The sequence below is a fragment of the Guyparkeria sp. genome (assembly GCF_041687595.1).
GTDB lineage: Bacteria > Pseudomonadota > Gammaproteobacteria > Halothiobacillales > Halothiobacillaceae > Guyparkeria.
On sequence record NZ_JAWLBP010000014.1, the window covers coordinates 3065 to 19161 of the forward strand.

Genomic DNA, 16097 nt, shown 5'->3' on the forward strand with positions numbered 1-16097 from the left:
GCACGGTCGCACCGAGCGGCGTTATCGTCACGGAGCCGTGTCGATTCTCCAGTTGCATCAATATCAACTGTTCGCGGCGATAGAAAGTGACCCCGGGCACGTCGAAACGCTGTTGTAGTTCCTCGATCATCGGGCCTTACCTGTATTGCTTGAACGGCTTGCTTGACTGGTGCCGATTATGGTCGAAGCTTGAACCGGTTCGACCGCAAATGGAAACCCCGACGGAGATCAACAGCATGAGCAATGGCATGACCGAAGCAATGCAGGACTTCCAGGCCGGCATGGGCATGATGAAGCGCGAGGCCGGCGACACCATGCAGGCCTTTGGCTCCTTCATGGAAAAGGTGCTCGAGGACGATGTCCTCGATACGAAGACGAAGGAACTCATCGCCCTGGGCATGGCGATCACCGCACGCTGCAAGTACTGCATCGGCATTCACGTGCAGAAGGTGCTCAAGGCAGGCGGCACGCACGCCGAGATCATCGAGGTGTGCAAGGTGGCCATCCTGATGGGCGGCGGCCCGGCCATGACCTATATCGCCGAGGTCCACAATGCCCTGGAGACGTTCGAGTCGAGTCGCTAGGGGTGCGCAGGAGCGCTACTCGTAGCGGATATCGACGATCTCCCATGGGAGGTGGCCGCGTTCGTCCCCGGCCGGGAGATGAACGGTGTCACCCGGACGCCGCCCCATGAGTTTCCTCGCCACGGGGGAATCGATGCTGATCCATCCCCTCGACGGGTCGATCTCGTCGGGGCCGACCAGGCGCAGGGTGCGCTCGAGCTCCTGCGCCTCGCATTCCATCGCCACGAATGCGGCGAAGTAGACCTTGTCGGTGTCGTCCGGTGGGCGTGAGACCACCTTGAGATTGGGCAGGCGCTTTTGCAGGTAGCGGATGCGCCGGTCGATTTCGCGCAGGCGTTTCTTCCCGTAGATGTACTCGGCATTCTCGGAGCGATCGCCGAGGGCAGCGGCTTCGGAGACCGCCTGGACCACCTCGCGGCGTTCCACGCGCCAGAGTCGGTCGAGCTCGCCCTCCAGCATCCGGAAGCCGGGCTGGGTGATGATCGGCGTGCTCATTCCTCGGCGGCAGCCTCGAGCGTCTTCTGGATGGCACTGATGGCGTGGGCCAGGTCGCGCAGGCGGGTGTCGCGGAGCTCGCCGCCGGCCGCACCCGGGTGGCCGCCGCCGCCGAAGTAGCGGGCGGAGATCTCGCCGGCGTTCACGCCGGGATTCGCCCGCAACGACAGGCGGCCGTTGCCGCGCACGCCCATCGCCATGTCGATCTGGCCACGCACTTCCATCATGTCCATGATCACGCCGCGCCAGACGTCGTGCGGCCAGTTGAAGAACACGCCCGTGCGCACGCCCTCGATCTCGAGCACCGGCACGAAGTCCTCGTCCAGCACCGAGGCGGACAGGACGTGATACTTGTCGTTGAGCGGCAGGTTCTCGTCGTTGAACACGCGCTTCTCGATGCGGCCCTTGAGGAAGCCCTTGCGCACGTCGAACAGGTTGCGTTCGAAGGCCTCCAGCGATTCGCCCGATTCGTGCGAGCGGAAGAATGCCTCCATCACGTGGAAGCGATAGGCGCGCTTGAGGTCCTTGAGCGGCGGGGCGAGGTGGTCATCCTGCATCACCAGGCCGATCAGGTAGATCGCCCGGCGGAAGTCGTCGTGGTCGCGCAGCCAGCGGTCGCCCACGTCGATGAACTCGGCCCGCGCCAGCATCAGGGCGCGCGTGGATTCGTCGAGTTGGTCGGCAACGGCCTCGAAGGCCAGCAGGCTCGCACAGCGGTCGGTGTCCAGGTGGTACCAGGAAAAGGCCTCGGCGCACTCGGCGCCGGTGGCGTGGTGGTCGAGCAATTGCAGCTCGACCGGCACCTTCATCTTGCGGATGCGCTTGTCGAGTGACCGGGCCTGGTCGAGTGTCAGGTTCAGGTCGGTGATCAGCAGCCCGGCCGGCTCGCCAGCCTTGGCGATCTGGGACAGGATGTTGTCGATCGCCTGGTTGATGTCGCGGTAGTCCGCGTTGAAGAAATGGCAGCGCTGGTCGGTCTGGTCGACCATGTACTGGGCACCGTAGCCGTCCAGGTCGGTGTGCGACAGGTGATAAAGCCAGCCCTCGGGGCGAATGATGCTCGGTGTGCTCATGAATACTCGCTGATGACAGGCGCGTCCGTTGCGCCCGTGAATGAAAGGTTGCCGGAAAGGTGTTGTTTGGACCGCATAATTCAAGCAGGTTCCCCTGCCAGCTTACGGTCGGGAATGCCGAGTGCCCGCCGGTCGCGCGATGTTATTGCCGGCGCCAGGTCGTGCCCTGGGGGCCGTCCTCGAGCGTGATGCCGTTTTCCAGCAGTTCGTCGCGGATGCGGTCGGACTCGGCGAAATTGCGCGCCGCCCGCGCTTCGGCGCGCTGGGCGATCATCTGGTTGATGGCGGCATCGTCGAGGGTGTCCTCGCGTTCGCCTTCGGCGCTCCAGTGCAGGAAGGCATCCGGGTCGAGCTGGCCGATGTTGAGGATCGCGCCCATGGCGTTGACGGTCGCCGCGTGCGGGGCCGCAGATTCCTTGTCCTGTTCGCCGATCTTGTGCACCAGGTGCAACTGCTCGTGGATCAGGGCGATGGCCTTCGGCGTGTTGAAGTCGTCGTCCATCGCCTCGTGGAAGGCGTCCATCACATCGGGGATCGGCTCGGCGTTGGCCGGCACCTTCTTCAGCGCGTTGTACCAGCGCGAGAGGCTAGCCTGGGCGGCGTCGAGGTTCTGGTCCGAGTAGTTCAGCGGGCTGCGGTAGTGGCTGGAGAGGATGAACAGTCGCACCACCTCCGGGTGGTAGCGCTGGGTGACCTCCTCGATGGTGAAGAAGTTGCCCAGCGACTTGGACATCTTCTCGTCGTCGATCCGCACGAAGCCGTTGTGCATCCAGTAGTTGACGAAATGGCAGCCCGTGGCGCACTCGCTCTGGGCGATCTCGTTCTCGTGGTGCGGGAACATCAGATCCGCGCCACCGCCGTGGATGTCGAAGGTGGTGCCCAGCGCCTCGGTGGACATGGCCGAGCACTCGATGTGCCAGCCGGGGCGGCCCGGGCCGAACGGGGCGTCCCACTGAGGCTCGCCGGGCTTGGCGTGCTTCCACAAGACGAAGTCGAGCGGGTCGTCCTTGGCCTCGTCGACGGCCACGCGGGCCCCGGCGCGGAGATCCTCCGGATCGCGTCCGGAGAGTACCCCGTAGCGTTCGAAGGTCGAGACGTCGAAGTACACGTCGCCGTTGTCGGCCCGGTAGGCGTTGCCGCGGTCGATCAGCGTCTCGATCATCGCGATCATCGCGTCGATCGACTCGGTCGCCCGCGGCTCGGCCGTCGGCGGCAGGCAGCCCAGCGCCTCGGCATCCCGGTGCATCAGGTCGATGAAGCGGTTGGTCAGCGACTCGATGCTCTCGGCATTCTCCGCGGCCCGGGCGATGATCTTGTCGTCGATGTCTGTCACGTTGCGGATGTAGTCGACGGAGAAGCCGCGCTCCTTGAGGTAGCGAACCACCATGTCGAACACCACCAGCACCCGGGCGTGGCCGATGTGACAGCGGTCGTAGACCGTCATCCCGCAGACGTAGATGCCGACGTGGCCGGGACGGATCGGGGTGAACTCGCGCTTGGCGCGAGAGGCGCTGTCATAGATTGTGAGCATGTTGGCTACGATTCCGGGTCGAAGGTCGTTAGACTGTTCCGCGAAGAAAGTGTCTCCCGCAGCGACGGCGTGCCGTCCGGGGCAGGGAGCATAGTTTAACGGTCCCGACAGACGAGATAAAACGCATGAGTGACATCGGCTCCAAGATCCGCTTTTCCACCCGCCTCGGCGACATCACCATCGGCCTGTACGACGAGAAGGCGCCGAAGACGGTGGAGAACATCCTCGCCTACGTCGATTCGGGGCATTACGAAGGCACTACCTTCCACCGCGTCATCCCGGGGTTCGTGGTCCAGGGTGGCGGGCTGACCCCCGACATGCAGCAGAAACCCACCCGCGCGCCGGTGGAGAACGAGGCCAACAACGGTCTCAAGAACAAGCGCGGCACGCTGTCGATGGCCCGCACCCCGGACCCGCACTCGGCTACCAGCCAGTTCTTCATCAACCTGGTGGACAACGCCTTCCTGGACTTCTCGTCCGAGACGCCGCAGGGCTGGGGCTACGCCGTCTTCGGCGAGGTGATCGAGGGGATGGACGTGGTCGACTCGATGGCCACCCTGCAGACCGGCTCGCGCTACGGTCACGGGGACGTGCCGGTCGACGACGTGCTGATCGAGAAGGCCGAACGCCTCGACTGAAACCATTCCACGCAGGAGCGAAGGGACTCATGGCAGAGACACTGATCATCGCCGACCTGCACCTGGCGCGTCCCGGGGGGCGGATCCTGGCCCTGCTGGATGCGTTCCTGGAGCGGGCGGCGAACGCCGATGCGGTATACATCCTCGGAGATCTGTTCGACTACTGGATCGGGGATGATCAACCGCTCGACCCGGCGATTGCCGAGCGGCTCGAACGATTCTCGACCCTAGGCGTGCCGGTCCGCTTTCTGCCCGGCAACCGCGATTTTCTCGTCGGTAGCGAGCTGCTCGACCGGGTGGGGGCGAAGGCGATTGCCGAGCAGACGGCCATCGAGCATGGAGGCCATCGCCTGCTGCTGTTGCACGGCGACGAGCTCTGCATCGACGACGCGGCCTATCAGGCCATGCGCGCGCAGCTACGCGACCCACGCTTCATCCGCGACTTCCTCGGCCGCTCGCTCGAAGAGCGCATCGCGATCGCCGAGGATCTGCGCCAGAAGAGTCGGACCGAGTCATCCAACAAGGCCGATGACATCATGGACGTCAATGCCGCGGCGGTCTTGGAGATGCTCGAACGCACGCAGACCGACTGCCTGATCCACGGACACACGCATCGCCCCGGGATTCACCGTCTGGCCGACGGCCGTTGTCGCGTGGTGACGGGTGATTGGGGCGAGGCGGGCTGGCTTGTCTCGTTGGATGACGACGGACTGCGTCTCGAACGCTTCACCCCGGATGAGCGCGAGATCGTCGATCGGCTGGAGTGGTCGGGCGTGGCCGCGGGAGGGGCGGCATGAACCTGCCCATGTTCCTCACGTGGCTGCGCATCGCGGCGATCCCGCTCCTGGTGGGCGTGTTCCTGTTCGTGCCGACGGAGATCGGACGGCCACTCGCCGCCTGGATCTTCGCCGTCGCCTCCATCACCGACTTCCTCGACGGCTACCTGGCGCGACGGTGGCGCATGGAGACCCCCTTCGGGGCGTTCCTCGATCCGGTAGCGGACAAGCTGATCGTCGCCGTGGCGCTGGTCCTGCTCGTCTACAGCGACGGCGACCTGCCGATCGTGCTTGCCACCGCGGTCATCATCGGGCGGGAGGTGTTCATCTCCGCCCTGCGCGAATGGATGGCCGGCAAGGGCATCAGCGCGGCGGTGAAGGTCTCGCAACTGGGCAAGGCCAAGACACTCACCCAGATGTTCGCCATCGTCTTCCTGCTGCACCACGCCCCGTTCCTGGGCATCGATGTGCACACCATCGGTTACTGGCTGCTGATGATCGCCGCCGTGCTGACGTTCGTTTCCGGCGCGCAGTACGCGCGCGCGGCGGTGATCGCGGTGCGTCGGGACCAGGCCTCGGACCGGGGGCGCTGATTTCCGGCATGCGGGGGTTCTTCCGCGCCCTGGCACGCGCCCTTCGGCTGGTGGCCTACCTGGTTCGCGGGCTGTGGCAGGCCCGCCGAAGGGCGCGTGCGACGATGGGCGAGACCGACCGGCTCGAGTTCGTGCGCTCCTGGCTGGCCGGGGCCGCAGGCGCCATCGGCGTGCGCGTGACGGTTCACGGCCTCGACCGGCTGGAGGGCCGGATGTCGCAGGGCGCACTCTGGTTGCCGAACCACGTCAGCTGGCTGGACATTCTCGTGATCGGCGGGCTGATGCCGGGCACGGTGTTTCTTGCCAAGAGCGAAATCGCCTCCTGGCCCCTGATCGGTCGCCTGGCCTCGCTAGGTGGCACCGAGTTCATCGAGCGGGGGCAGGGCAGTGCCGCGGCGGCCGAGGCGGTTGCCGAAGGCCTGGCTAAGGCCCGCAAGATGGTGGTGTTCGCCGAGGGCACCACCAGTGACGGCATGAGCGTGCGCCGGTTCCATGCCCGCCTGCTGGGCCCGGCGATCGAGGCCGGCCTGCCGGTCGTGCCGGTCGCCCTGCGCTACTACGACTCCGACGGTCGGCGGACCACCGGGCCGGCCTTCATCGATCGCGAACCGGTCTGGCCCTCGCTCTGGTGGGTGCTGACCAGCCGGCAGACCGAGGTGGTGGTCGACATCCTTCCCCCCATCGATCCCGATCCCGGCGAGCAGCGCAGCGAGCTGGCCCGGAGGGCGCACCACGCCGTTTCCGCGATCGTCGCAAGATCCGCCTTGAAGCATCCCCGAAGGGATATCAGCCGCCCGTGAGCCCGCGCATCATGCGCTGGAGGTCCAGCGGCTTGCCGGGCAGGGCGAACTTCTCGTCCGGCTGCCGATCGCCGCGGATCGATTCGAGACGGTAGTCTTCCGCGAAGCGCAGCACGGCGAGCCCGCGGCGCTCGAGCTCGCGTTCCGCGCCTTCCTCCGTCGAGACGCCGGTGTCACGCGCCATGGCGCGGGCCATGCCCTTGATCAGGGCTGCCTGCATCTCGCGTACGGTCGGGTCGCCGGTGAGCACGGCCTCGTCGATGCGTGCCTGCCCCTTGTTGTCTTCCCAGCTCACCCGGTAGACCTCGCCCTCGATGCCGGCGACTGTCTCGCTGCGGCCCGTGGCTTCCAGCGCGGTGATGCGGGTTGGCACGATCGTGTCCGGGCCGAGATTGGCCAGGCCGTTGTTGGAGCCGAGCATGTTTGCCAGCGCCTGGAGATCCAGGGTCACCGGACGTCCGGCCACGTTGGCCACGCCCCAGGCCTTGCCATCGATGGCCAGCACGTGCGCGGGCTGTCCGGGGGCGTCCAGGCGGCCCCGGTCGACGTCCTGCCACGTGAAGGTCATGGTCGGGACCTGGGCGTTGTTGGTGGTGAAGGTGGCCTGGCCGTCGGCGTAGACGGCCATCGAGGCGCTGAACAGCAGCACGGAAAGGGCAAGGCGCATGGGATAGGGTTCCTCGGCTTGTCTATCCGTCTTAGGACAGCCGAGACACGGGACAGTTGCATGGGGCCGCTGGTCGCGCCCCTGTTTTCTTCGATCGAGGTCAGGCGTCCTTGCGACCGACGGTCGCGCGCAGCCCGTTCTCCACGCCCACGATGGCGCCGAACAGCACGCAGGCCGTGGCGATGATCGCCGGGCCGGAACCGATGTCGAACTGGTAACTGACCCAGAGGCCGGTCAGGCAGAACATCAGGGCGAAAAGGCCCGAGACCACCATCATGCCTCCCAGCGTGCGCGTGTAGCGCTGCGCCAGGTAGGGTGGCAGGGTCAGCAGGGCAATCACGAGCAGCAGGCCGACGACCTGGATCATCATCACCACGGTTTCGGCCACCAGTACCAGCAGCATCAGGTACAGGCCCGTGACCGGAATGCCGCGTGTGCGGGCGAATACCGGGTCGAAGGAAAAGGAGAGGATGTCCCGGTAGTAGTAGATCGCCGCGGCAACGATGACCACATCGATGGCCGCCATGATCCAGAGATCGCTGCTGGAGACAGCCAGGATGCTGCCGAAGAGGTAGGTCATCAGCCCGGCCTGGTAGCCCGGGGAGAGTTCCACCATGATCAGGCCGAAGGCCATGCCGGCGGCCCAGATCACCCCGATCAGGGTGTCGGTGCGCTCGCGCCGCCGCAGGCTGAGCATCCCCAGAAGCAGGGCGGCTGCGGCCGTGAACGCGCCGGTGACCGGGAGTACCGGCCAGCCGGTGTAGATGGCCGTGCCCACGCCACCGTAGGCCGTGTGGGCGATACCGCCGGTCATGAACACCAGGCGATTGACCACCACCAGCGCCCCGACGATGCCCGCGGCGACACTGATCAGCACAGCCGCGACGAGTGCGCGCTGCACGAAACCGTGGGAGAACAGCTCGAGATCGATCATGGGCTCTCCTTCCCGTATCCGACCATCAGGTGCTCGTGCATCGGGCATTGTTCGCCATGGCGTCCGTACATCAGTTCGAGCATCTCGTCGGTGACCTGCGGTCCTACGCCGGCGACGACCAGGCGATTGACGGCGACTACCTGGGTGACCGACTGCCGCGTGATGCCCAGGTCATGGCTGACCATCACCCGGGTCAGGCCTTCGCCTAGGTCCTGCAGGGTCTCGTGGATGCAGGCACGCCCGTAGGGGTCGATGTTGGAGAACGGTTCGTCGAGCAGCAGGAGTTCGGGATCGGTTATCAGCGCCCGGGCGATCAGCACGCGCTGGCGCTGACCGCCGGACAGCGCGCCATAGGAGCGCTGGGCCAGTGTCAGGACACCGGCGCGCTCCATCGCGGTAGCCGCCCTGTCACGCTCGTCCCGCCAGAAGCCGGGGCCGTGACGGCGGCCGTGGGACAGTCCCATCAGCACGACTTGCTCGACGGTGGCCGGGAATCCGGGGGCGAGGTTGCTGTGCTGGGGTACGTAGCCGATGCGCTCGGGATGACGGCCGGGCCGTTCGCCGAATACCCGGACCGAGCCCCGGTCGGGGCGGTACAGGCCGAGGATGAGGTGAAGCAGGGTGGTCTTGCCGCCACCGTTGGGCCCGACGATGACGCTGAATGCGCCGGCGGGAATGCGGAGGTTCACGGAGTCCAGCACCAGTTCACGGTCGAAGCGGAAGTCGAGGTCGCGGACCTCGATGACCGCCGCCCCGTCAGCTTCCAGCCGCTCACTCATCGTTGGCCTGCTCGCTCGTTTTCGGCACCCAGAGCGGTTTCCAGGGTGCTGGCGACGCCCCGCATGCCCGCCGGCCAGTCTCGCTCCAGGGGATCGAGCGTATCGACCTCGGCCCCGATCTCGTCGGCCAGCGTGCGGGCGGCATCCTGGGCGAACTGCGGTTCGACGAACACGACGTCCACGTCTCTCTCGCGGGCCTTGTCGATCACGCCACGCAGCTCGCGTGGACCGGGCTCCTTGCCCTCGATCTCGATGGTCATCTGCTCCAGGCCGTAGGCCTCGGCGAAGTAGCCGAAGGCCGGGTGAAACACCATGAAGTGGCGGCGTTCCGCCGGCACGCCGGCCAGGGACTCGAGGATCTCGTTGTCCACCGCGTTGATCTCCGCCGCCGCGGCGCTGAACCCGGCCTGATAGGCCGAGGCGTTGTCCGGGTCGGCAGCGATGAGCGCGTCGCGGACGGTCTGCGCCTGCAGGCGAACCAGCGGCGGGGCGAGCCAGACGTGCGGGTCCACGCCGCCCTTCGACGCCTCGTGGCCGTGGGCATGGTCATCGTCGTGGGCCACCATCGGGCGCCGGTTGATTCGTTCGAGCGTGTCGACCACCTGCATGCGGTCGTTGGCCGAGCGGAACCGCGGCATCCAGCCCTTTTCGAACGGCGCACCGATGGTGAAATAGATCTCGGCGCGTCCCAGTCGCTGCATCTGCTTCGGTTTCGGCTCGTAGGTCTCCGGGGTCGCGCCGGCCGGCAGCATCACTTCGACGTCGACGTGGTCGCCGCCGATGGTCTCAACCAGCCATGCCTGCGGCGGTATGGACACGGCCACCACCATGGTCTCGTCGGCGCGCAGGGGCGCGGCCGAGAGCAGTAGGGCAAGGAGCAGGGCAGTCGTTCCGGCTAGCCGGCCGGTTCTCGACCGAAAGCCGGAGGCAATGTTCAGGATGCGAGCGAAGGACATGGACAACCCCCGGAAATGTCTGGGTGACGGATCTGATGACGACGGTCGTGCCGACCGATATTGTTATCTTATAACATCTGTCCAGTCCCCGGATGAATCAACTGGCGTTGCCGGCGACCGGGCATCAGTCGTGTCGTCCCGATGCCCGGCGCTGCAACCATAACCGGCGTAGCAGGTTCTTCAGCCGAGTCTGCAGTAGCTCTTCCTGGCGCCGCGTCGCGCGACGGGCATAGCGACTGCTCTGCAACTGGTTGGCGATGCGCCGGAGATCGTCGGCATCCCGAGGCCGGGCCCGGGCCGCCCGCTCGAGGAAGGCCTGTTCGCTTTCGCGCGAGTCACGTTCGATACCCAACCGGGCCAACCGATCCTGCAGCCTTTGCCAGAGGTAGTCGGTCAGCGAACCGGCCGCCTTCCGTTCTGCCCGACGTGCCAAAGCCCAGAGTACGCCCACCCACGTCACGACAGCCAGTGCCAGGGCGAGCAGGGCGAGAGCCAGCGGCGGCATACCGCCGACGCCCATGCCGGCGAGCAGGTTGAGCTGAATGCGGCCGTCGTAACCGAGCACGTACTGGTTCCAGCGGTTGTCCATCTGCTCGACCAGCAGTTGCGCCCGACGCCCCCAGTCGTTCTCGTCGCGCCGGATCACGCCGGAGAGCGACGGATCGTTGGCCATCGACTCGGCCAGGCCCGTCTCGATGCGCTCCGGGGCGACCACGGCGGTCGGGTCGACCCGCTGCCAGCCCTTGCCCTCGAGCCAGACCTCGCTCCAGGCGTGGGCGTCTGCCTGACGGACGACGAGGAAGTCGTCACCGGTCTCGCCGCCCTGGTAGCCGGTCACCACGCGCGCCGGCACGCCGGCGGCCCGCATCAGGCGGGTGAAGGCGTCGGCATAGTCGGCGCAGTACCCCTCGCGCGTGTCGAAGAGGAAGGCGTCCGCCCGGTCGGCACCGTCACGCCTGCCGGGGCTGAGCGTGTAGCGGAAGTCGTTGTCCCGGAAGTATTGCAGCGCTTCGGCCACCCGAGCGGTCGGTGGCAGGTCGCGCCATTCGGTCGCCAGGTCGGTGAGCAGCGGGTTCAGGTCCGCCGTCTGCAGGTTGCGCTCGCGGGTCGCGGCGGGCAGCCCGTCGGCGTCGAGTCGGTATTCCAGTGCCGAGGTGACCGTGTAGCGCAGTCGGTCGTCCACCGTGCGCGGGCGCTGGATCAGGAGGTTGCCGTCGATTCGACTGCGCCCGGGCGCCTCGATCGCCGCCGGCAGCGCGGGCAGGGTTCTGTTCCCGGTCGGTTCGAGCGTTACCTGGTAGCGGACTTGCGAATCCTCGACCCATTCGAGCCCGGGCGTGCCGGCCGGTGGGTCGGCCGTCCAGCCCTCGGGGTTGTCGGGGTCCAGCCGGCTCATGACGTACACGCGCCAATATCGAGTCTCCGGGGGAAGCACCTCGTCCTCGAAGCGCACGCGGAAGGCCGGGGCGGGATTGCGGCCCAGCTGGTCGAACTCCCCGGGGCGCATCTGCTCGGATAGGCCGGTCTGGGCGGCTCCCCCGGGCTGTTGCACGCCCCACAGTCCCCCGGGAGGACGGGGGAACAGGGCGAACAGGATCAGGGCGAAGGGCAGGCCGGTGAGAATCAGTGTCCCGCCGTCGCGCATCCGCGCGCCGATGGGCGGAGACACCGGCTGGCTCACGCCGATCCAGGCACCCACCAGCAGCCAGAAGAGCAGCCCGACGAGCAGGAAGATCCAGATCGCCTGGTCGAACAGCAGCACCGAGACCAGCAGGAAGAAACTCAGCAGCAGCACGCCGTACTGGTCGCGTTCGTCGCGGGTTTCGAGCAGTTTCAGCCCGGCGGCGATGATCAGCAGCGTGACCCCGGCATCACGACCCCAGAAGGCATGAAAGTGAAAGAGCACGTAGGCACCGCCGAGGACCGCGAACAGGGTCAGCAGGCCCCGGTGGGGCAAGGGCAAACCGCGCACTTCGTGAACGCGTCGCCAGAGCAGGGCGGCGGCGACCATGCCCACCGCCGCCAGGGGCAGGTGCGGCAGGAGCAGCCCGACGGAACCCATCAGCACCAGCCACAGCAGCGGATCGATTCGGGCGACGGGGCTCATCGGATCCCGTCCGCCATATCGGCGTGGGGAGACACCGCATCGAAGCCCTCGGCATCCCGGGAACGCTCGAAGCGCGCGAGTTGCTGGAGTGCCCGTCGTCGGGCGGACGCGTCGGAACCGGTGGCCGGTGCCTCGATTGGTGGCTGACCCGGCAGCACCAGCCGCCAGGGCCGGCGCTCGGCCGAATGTTGCAGCAGGAGGAAGGTCATGGCCGACAGGCGTTGTTCGCGGCCGCCGCGAAAGCGTTCGTAGTCGAGAATCGTGGGTCGGGTGGTGACCGTCTCGCCTTCGGGGCGACGCGTGACCAGCCGGCCGCTCTTGGCGTAATGGCGGAACACGATGTGGCGTACCGGATCGCCGGGCTGGTAGGCACGCAGCCGGGTGGGGTCACCTTCGTCCAGGGCCTGCGTGCCGTTATCGGGCGCTTCTTGCTGGACGGGCGGTACGGCAGTTTCCAGCGGAGCAGGATGGATCCATTGCCCCAGCGGCAGTTCCACCCGGCGTTCGACGGTCCACAGCCCGAGGGGGTAATGGGTACCCAGTATCAGTGTCGGCAGCGGCAGGTATCCGCGGGGCGCCGGGGGCAGGGCGAGTTCCGCTCGGGTGGTCCGGCCAGGTCCCACGGACAGGTAGACCGGTTCGCTGTCGGGGGCGGCGACCCGCAGGGCAAGCGAGGGCAACGGCAGTCTCGAGTCGACGTCGACCATCCAGCGTCCCGGCGTGTGCGCCGGGCGCATGGAGGGCCCCTGGGTCGTCACCGTCACGGGACGAAGCAGGCGCTGGCCCTGCCAGACGCCGTTGATCATCAGGGCGATGAGCAGGAAAGCCAGAAGGAAGATGAGGTTGTTGCCGTAGTTGATCGCTGCGGCGAGCATGGCCAGTGCCACGACCGCCATGCCCAGACCCCAGCGACGGGGCCTGACGTGGATGCGCGAGAGGCGGGCTGCTTCCATGCCGCTTGCCCCTGACCTTACGGGGCGGGTACCCGGTCGAGGAGGATGTCGGCCGCGTCGTGGCCGTCGTGATCGTCCAGCCCGACACGGTGATTGACCAGGTCCGGGAGAACGGCCTGTACATCGTCCGGCAGGACGTGATCGCGTTGCGCGATCAGCGCCCATGCCCGCGCGAGCGACAGCAGCATCAGACCGGCGCGCGGGGAGAGCCCGACGGTGAATTCCGGTGTTTCCCGGCTGGTCGCCAGCAACCGTTGCACGTAATCGGCCACGCGCTCGGACACGTGGACCCCGGCGGCCTTCCGCCGCAATGCCATCAGTCCCGCGGCATCCACGACCTGCCCGGCCTCGTCAAGGTGGGCGCGGCCGCCGCCGGACAGCAGCATCTGCCGCTCGGTGTCCGCGTCCGGGTAGCCAAGCCGGATGACCATGGCGAAGCGGTCGAGCTGGGATTCGGGCAACGGATAGGTGCCGGCCTGTTCCAGAGGATTCTGCGTGGCGATGACGAAGAACACCTCGGGCAACGCGTAGCGTCGGCCGTCGACCGATACCTGGCGTTCCTCCATCGCCTCGAGCAGGGCGCTCTGCACCTTGGGCGGGGCACGGTTGATCTCGTCGGCCAGCAGCATCTGGGCGAAGACCGGGCCGGGTATGAAACGGAAACCGCCGCCTTCACCCTGCGTGGGGCTGTAGATCGAGCTGCCCACGACATCGGCCGGCAGCATGTCGGCGGTGAACTGCAGACGCTTGAAGCTCAGCCCGAGCACGGAAGCCAGCGTGTGCGCCAGTGTCGTCTTGCCCAGACCGGGGAGGTCCTCGATCAGCAGGTGCCCACCGGCCAGGATGCAGGCCAGCGCGCGTCGGATGGCAGGACGCTGGCCGACGACGATCTTTCCGGTCTGGTCGATGATCCGTTCGGGGGTGTCTGCGCTGATGCTGGTCATGTCGTTCCGTCGAGCTTGAGCTGGTAGGCACGCCGGTACGCCTCGATCAGCGCGGCGTGCCTGGGTTCGTTGCGAAAGCCGCGTTCGAGCGCCGTGAACGGGCGGTAGGCGAGCCGACCGTCGAGCAGGTCGTTCGCCTGGTCGAGCAAGTCGTCGGGGAACAGTGCCGTGAGCGACCGCCGCAGATCCTCGGGCGCCATGTCGGTTTCCTGTTCGAGCTGGCAGAGGGTCCGGGCCGCGCGGTACCGCTGACGCCGGTCGGCCGGCACCGGCGGGACGTCGGCAAGCCAGTCGATGTCCATGCCTACCTCTTCGGAATCGCGCCGCTCGACGCTGCTGGCATGCAGGCGGGCGAGGATCTCGATCTCCCCGATGCGCGCCCCGGCCCATACCGACTCGGGTCCGGCACACAGGCCGATCACGTCCGTGACCGGCGTGAGGGGGTCCAGGGCGAGGTCCGCGATGGCCTGGGCGAAGGCGGCGCTGTCCTCGGGGCCGAGGTCGTCGAGTCGCTCGAACCAGGCCAGCAGGCCCAGGCCCTGGTTGTTGTTGCGTTCGACCAGTTCCTCGACCGGGTAGATCTCGGACATGCCCGGCACCAGGATGCGGCAGGCGGGCAGTCCGAGGTGCGTGAAATCGGCGACGTACACGTCGTGTCCGAGCTGGTGGATCCGGTCGACCAGTGTCTTCTCGTACTCGACGTTGCGCGCATGCCAGTCGGCATGCTCGTCGACCGGCTCCATGCCCCAGGCCGTGAACGGATAGTCCGGTTCGTCTCGCAGCATCGTCCAGGGCAGAATCCCGGAGGAGTCGATGAAGTGCAGCTCGATATTATCCGGGTCTGCGGCCAGTTCCACGTCGGTGGTCGGCGGCGGGAAGGCGTGCAGGTCCTCGAGGTCACGCCCCTGCACCAGCTCGGTCAGGGTGCGCTCCAGGGCGATCTCGAATCGGGGATGTGCGCCGAAAGAGGCGAAGACCCCGCCGGTTTCCGGGTCGTAGAGCAGCACGCAGATCACCGGGAAGCGTCCGCCCAGCGACGAATCGAAGGCCCGTGCCGAGAACCCTTCGCCGTTGAGCGCCGCGAGTGCGGCGGCGCTTTTAGGGAAGCGCGCCATGACCTCGTCGGGGATCTCCGGCAAGGCGATGCCCTCGGTGATCACCCGTTCCTTGACGAACCGCTCGAAAACCTCGGAAAGCCCCTGGGTGTGGGTCTCGGCCAGCGTGTTGCCGGCTGACAGCCCGTTGGAAACGTAGAGGTTGCCGACCACGTTGACCGGGAAATAGATGTTGCGGCCGTCCCGCTGGCGCTCGAAGGGCAGGGCGCAGATGCCCTCGCGCTCGCCACTGTTGAGATCGCTCCACTGGGCGGTCTCCTCGATGGCATCACCTTGGTAGAACGCCCACAGGGCGTCGTCCAGCAGGCCGTCGGGACGTACGCCGGGCGATTCCAGCGTGAACCAGCGTTCGGCCGGGTCGTGCAGCGTTCGTCCGTCGACACTGGCCGTCTGATGGTTCCAGTGGAAGTCGGCGAAAAAGTACTGCGAGGCCAGGCGCTCGACGAATTCCCCCAGCGCCGAGGCCAGGGCCGCCTCCCGCGTCGCGCCCTTGCCGTTGGTGAACAGCGCCGGGCAGCCGCGGTCCTTGATGTGCACGGACCAGCAGTTCGGCAGCGGGTTGCGCCAGCCGCTGGGCTCGATGTGGAAGCCGGCCGCGCGCAGGTGGCTCTGGACGTTCTCGATGGTGCGTTCGAGGGGGGCGTCCTTGCCGGGAATCAGGGTTTCGGTCATTCGATCGCTACGGTTGCGTGGATAAGGGGGTGGGTGTTCGGCCAGGACTAGAAGATCACCAGCAGGCTGACGCGGCGGTGTTCCGATGCCAGCACGGTGTAGGTCCGCAGGGCAGCCGCCGTGTCCATGTACTCGATGCCGATGCCCCGGCGCATCAGCGCCGCGGAAACCGCCGCTGGTCCCATCCGGGTACGCGCACCCGTGCCGACGATCACCACCTCGGGATCGTCACGGGTGAGCAACGACTCGCCGTGCTCTTCCAGCCCGGAGAGGTCCTCGACGGGCACCTCGGTATCGAGACGCTCCGGCGTGACCAGGAAGGTCCGTTCGAGGCGCTGGTCGTTGACGACGACATGGTTCTCGTCAAAGCCGCGAATTACGTAGGCGCGGCCATGATCGTCCTGGGTCAAGCGCATGATTGTTCAGTCCGTCAGCCTGAAAAGAGAACCCGTAAGCCTAATCGCTACCACCGGTTAACGC

The 16097-nt window shown here is 67.0% G+C and carries 17 protein-coding genes; 5 read left to right on the forward strand and 12 right to left on the reverse strand.

Annotated features, from left to right (window positions below; all coding sequences use genetic code 11):
* Positions 1-209 precede the first annotated feature (209 nt).
* Positions 210-584, forward strand: a complete 375-nt coding sequence (locus ACESL5_RS03710; protein ID WP_372591440.1) for a carboxymuconolactone decarboxylase family protein — start codon at positions 210-212, stop codon at positions 582-584.
* Positions 585-599: 15 nt separating this feature from the next.
* On the opposite strand, the gene greB is transcribed toward ACESL5_RS03710, so the two are convergent.
* From greB to cysS, 3 genes are all read right to left on the reverse strand, one after another.
* Positions 600-1079, reverse strand: a complete 480-nt coding sequence (gene greB / locus ACESL5_RS03715) for a transcription elongation factor GreB (protein WP_372591441.1) — start codon at positions 1077-1079, stop codon at positions 600-602.
* Complete coding sequence (locus ACESL5_RS03720; protein ID WP_372591442.1) at positions 1076-2152, reverse strand: DHHA1 domain-containing protein; 1077 nt, start codon at positions 2150-2152, stop codon at positions 1076-1078. The genes greB and ACESL5_RS03720 overlap by 4 nt, the downstream gene beginning before the upstream one ends.
* 142 nt (positions 2153-2294) lie before the next feature.
* Positions 2295-3683: a cysteine--tRNA ligase gene (cysS, locus tag ACESL5_RS03725; protein ID WP_372591443.1), complete on the reverse strand. Its 1389-nt coding sequence runs from the start codon at positions 3681-3683 to the stop codon at positions 2295-2297.
* A 125-nt stretch (positions 3684-3808) separates the two neighbouring features.
* Between cysS and ACESL5_RS03730 the strand changes: the two genes are divergently transcribed.
* From ACESL5_RS03730 to ACESL5_RS03745, 4 genes are read left to right on the forward strand one after another with little or no spacing between them, the layout of a single operon-like run.
* Positions 3809-4321, forward strand: a complete 513-nt coding sequence (locus ACESL5_RS03730; RefSeq protein WP_372591444.1) for a peptidylprolyl isomerase — start codon at positions 3809-3811, stop codon at positions 4319-4321.
* Between the two features lie 29 nt (positions 4322-4350).
* Positions 4351-5118: a UDP-2,3-diacylglucosamine diphosphatase gene (locus ACESL5_RS03735; protein ID WP_372591445.1), complete on the forward strand. Its 768-nt coding sequence runs from the start codon at positions 4351-4353 to the stop codon at positions 5116-5118.
* On the forward strand, positions 5115-5690 hold the full coding sequence (gene pgsA / locus ACESL5_RS03740) for a CDP-diacylglycerol--glycerol-3-phosphate 3-phosphatidyltransferase (protein WP_372591446.1): 576 nt from the start codon (positions 5115-5117) through the stop codon (positions 5688-5690). The genes ACESL5_RS03735 and pgsA overlap by 4 nt, the downstream gene beginning before the upstream one ends.
* Before the next feature lie 8 nt (positions 5691-5698).
* Complete coding sequence (locus ACESL5_RS03745) at positions 5699-6490, forward strand: lysophospholipid acyltransferase family protein (RefSeq protein ID WP_372591447.1); 792 nt, start codon at positions 5699-5701, stop codon at positions 6488-6490.
* Here the strand turns inward: ACESL5_RS03745 and ACESL5_RS03750 are convergent.
* From ACESL5_RS03750 to ACESL5_RS03790, 9 genes are all read right to left on the reverse strand, one after another.
* Positions 6477-7157 (reverse strand): hypothetical protein, encoded by a 681-nt coding sequence (locus tag ACESL5_RS03750; protein ID WP_372591448.1) that lies wholly within the window; start codon positions 7155-7157, stop codon positions 6477-6479. The two genes, ACESL5_RS03745 and ACESL5_RS03750, sit on opposite strands and share 14 nt — an antisense overlap.
* Before the next feature lie 100 nt (positions 7158-7257).
* Positions 7258-8091: a metal ABC transporter permease gene (locus tag ACESL5_RS03755; RefSeq protein WP_372591449.1), complete on the reverse strand. Its 834-nt coding sequence runs from the start codon at positions 8089-8091 to the stop codon at positions 7258-7260.
* A complete protein-coding gene (locus ACESL5_RS03760) occupies positions 8088-8870 on the reverse strand; it encodes a metal ABC transporter ATP-binding protein (protein WP_372591450.1) in 783 nt (260 codons plus the stop codon). The genes ACESL5_RS03755 and ACESL5_RS03760 overlap by 4 nt, the downstream gene beginning before the upstream one ends.
* Positions 8867-9826 (reverse strand): metal ABC transporter solute-binding protein, Zn/Mn family, encoded by a 960-nt coding sequence (locus ACESL5_RS03765; RefSeq protein WP_372591451.1) that lies wholly within the window; start codon positions 9824-9826, stop codon positions 8867-8869. The genes ACESL5_RS03760 and ACESL5_RS03765 overlap by 4 nt, the downstream gene beginning before the upstream one ends.
* 124 nt (positions 9827-9950) lie before the next feature.
* A complete protein-coding gene (locus ACESL5_RS03770; RefSeq protein WP_372591452.1) occupies positions 9951-11933 on the reverse strand; it encodes a transglutaminaseTgpA domain-containing protein in 1983 nt (660 codons plus the stop codon).
* On the reverse strand, positions 11930-12886 hold the full coding sequence (locus ACESL5_RS03775; RefSeq protein ID WP_372591453.1) for a DUF58 domain-containing protein: 957 nt from the start codon (positions 12884-12886) through the stop codon (positions 11930-11932). Before ACESL5_RS03775 ends, ACESL5_RS03770 begins: the two co-directional genes overlap by 4 nt.
* Positions 12887-12903: 17 nt before the next feature.
* On the reverse strand, positions 12904-13830 hold the full coding sequence (locus ACESL5_RS03780) for an AAA family ATPase (RefSeq protein ID WP_372591454.1): 927 nt from the start codon (positions 13828-13830) through the stop codon (positions 12904-12906).
* Complete coding sequence (locus ACESL5_RS03785; protein WP_372591455.1) at positions 13827-15617, reverse strand: YcaO-like family protein; 1791 nt, start codon at positions 15615-15617, stop codon at positions 13827-13829. Before ACESL5_RS03785 ends, ACESL5_RS03780 begins: the two co-directional genes overlap by 4 nt.
* Before the next feature lie 47 nt (positions 15618-15664).
* Entirely contained in the window at positions 15665-16033 is a 369-nt protein-coding gene (locus ACESL5_RS03790) for an Mth938-like domain-containing protein (protein ID WP_372591456.1), read from the reverse strand.
* Positions 16034-16097: the final 64 nt, after the last annotated feature.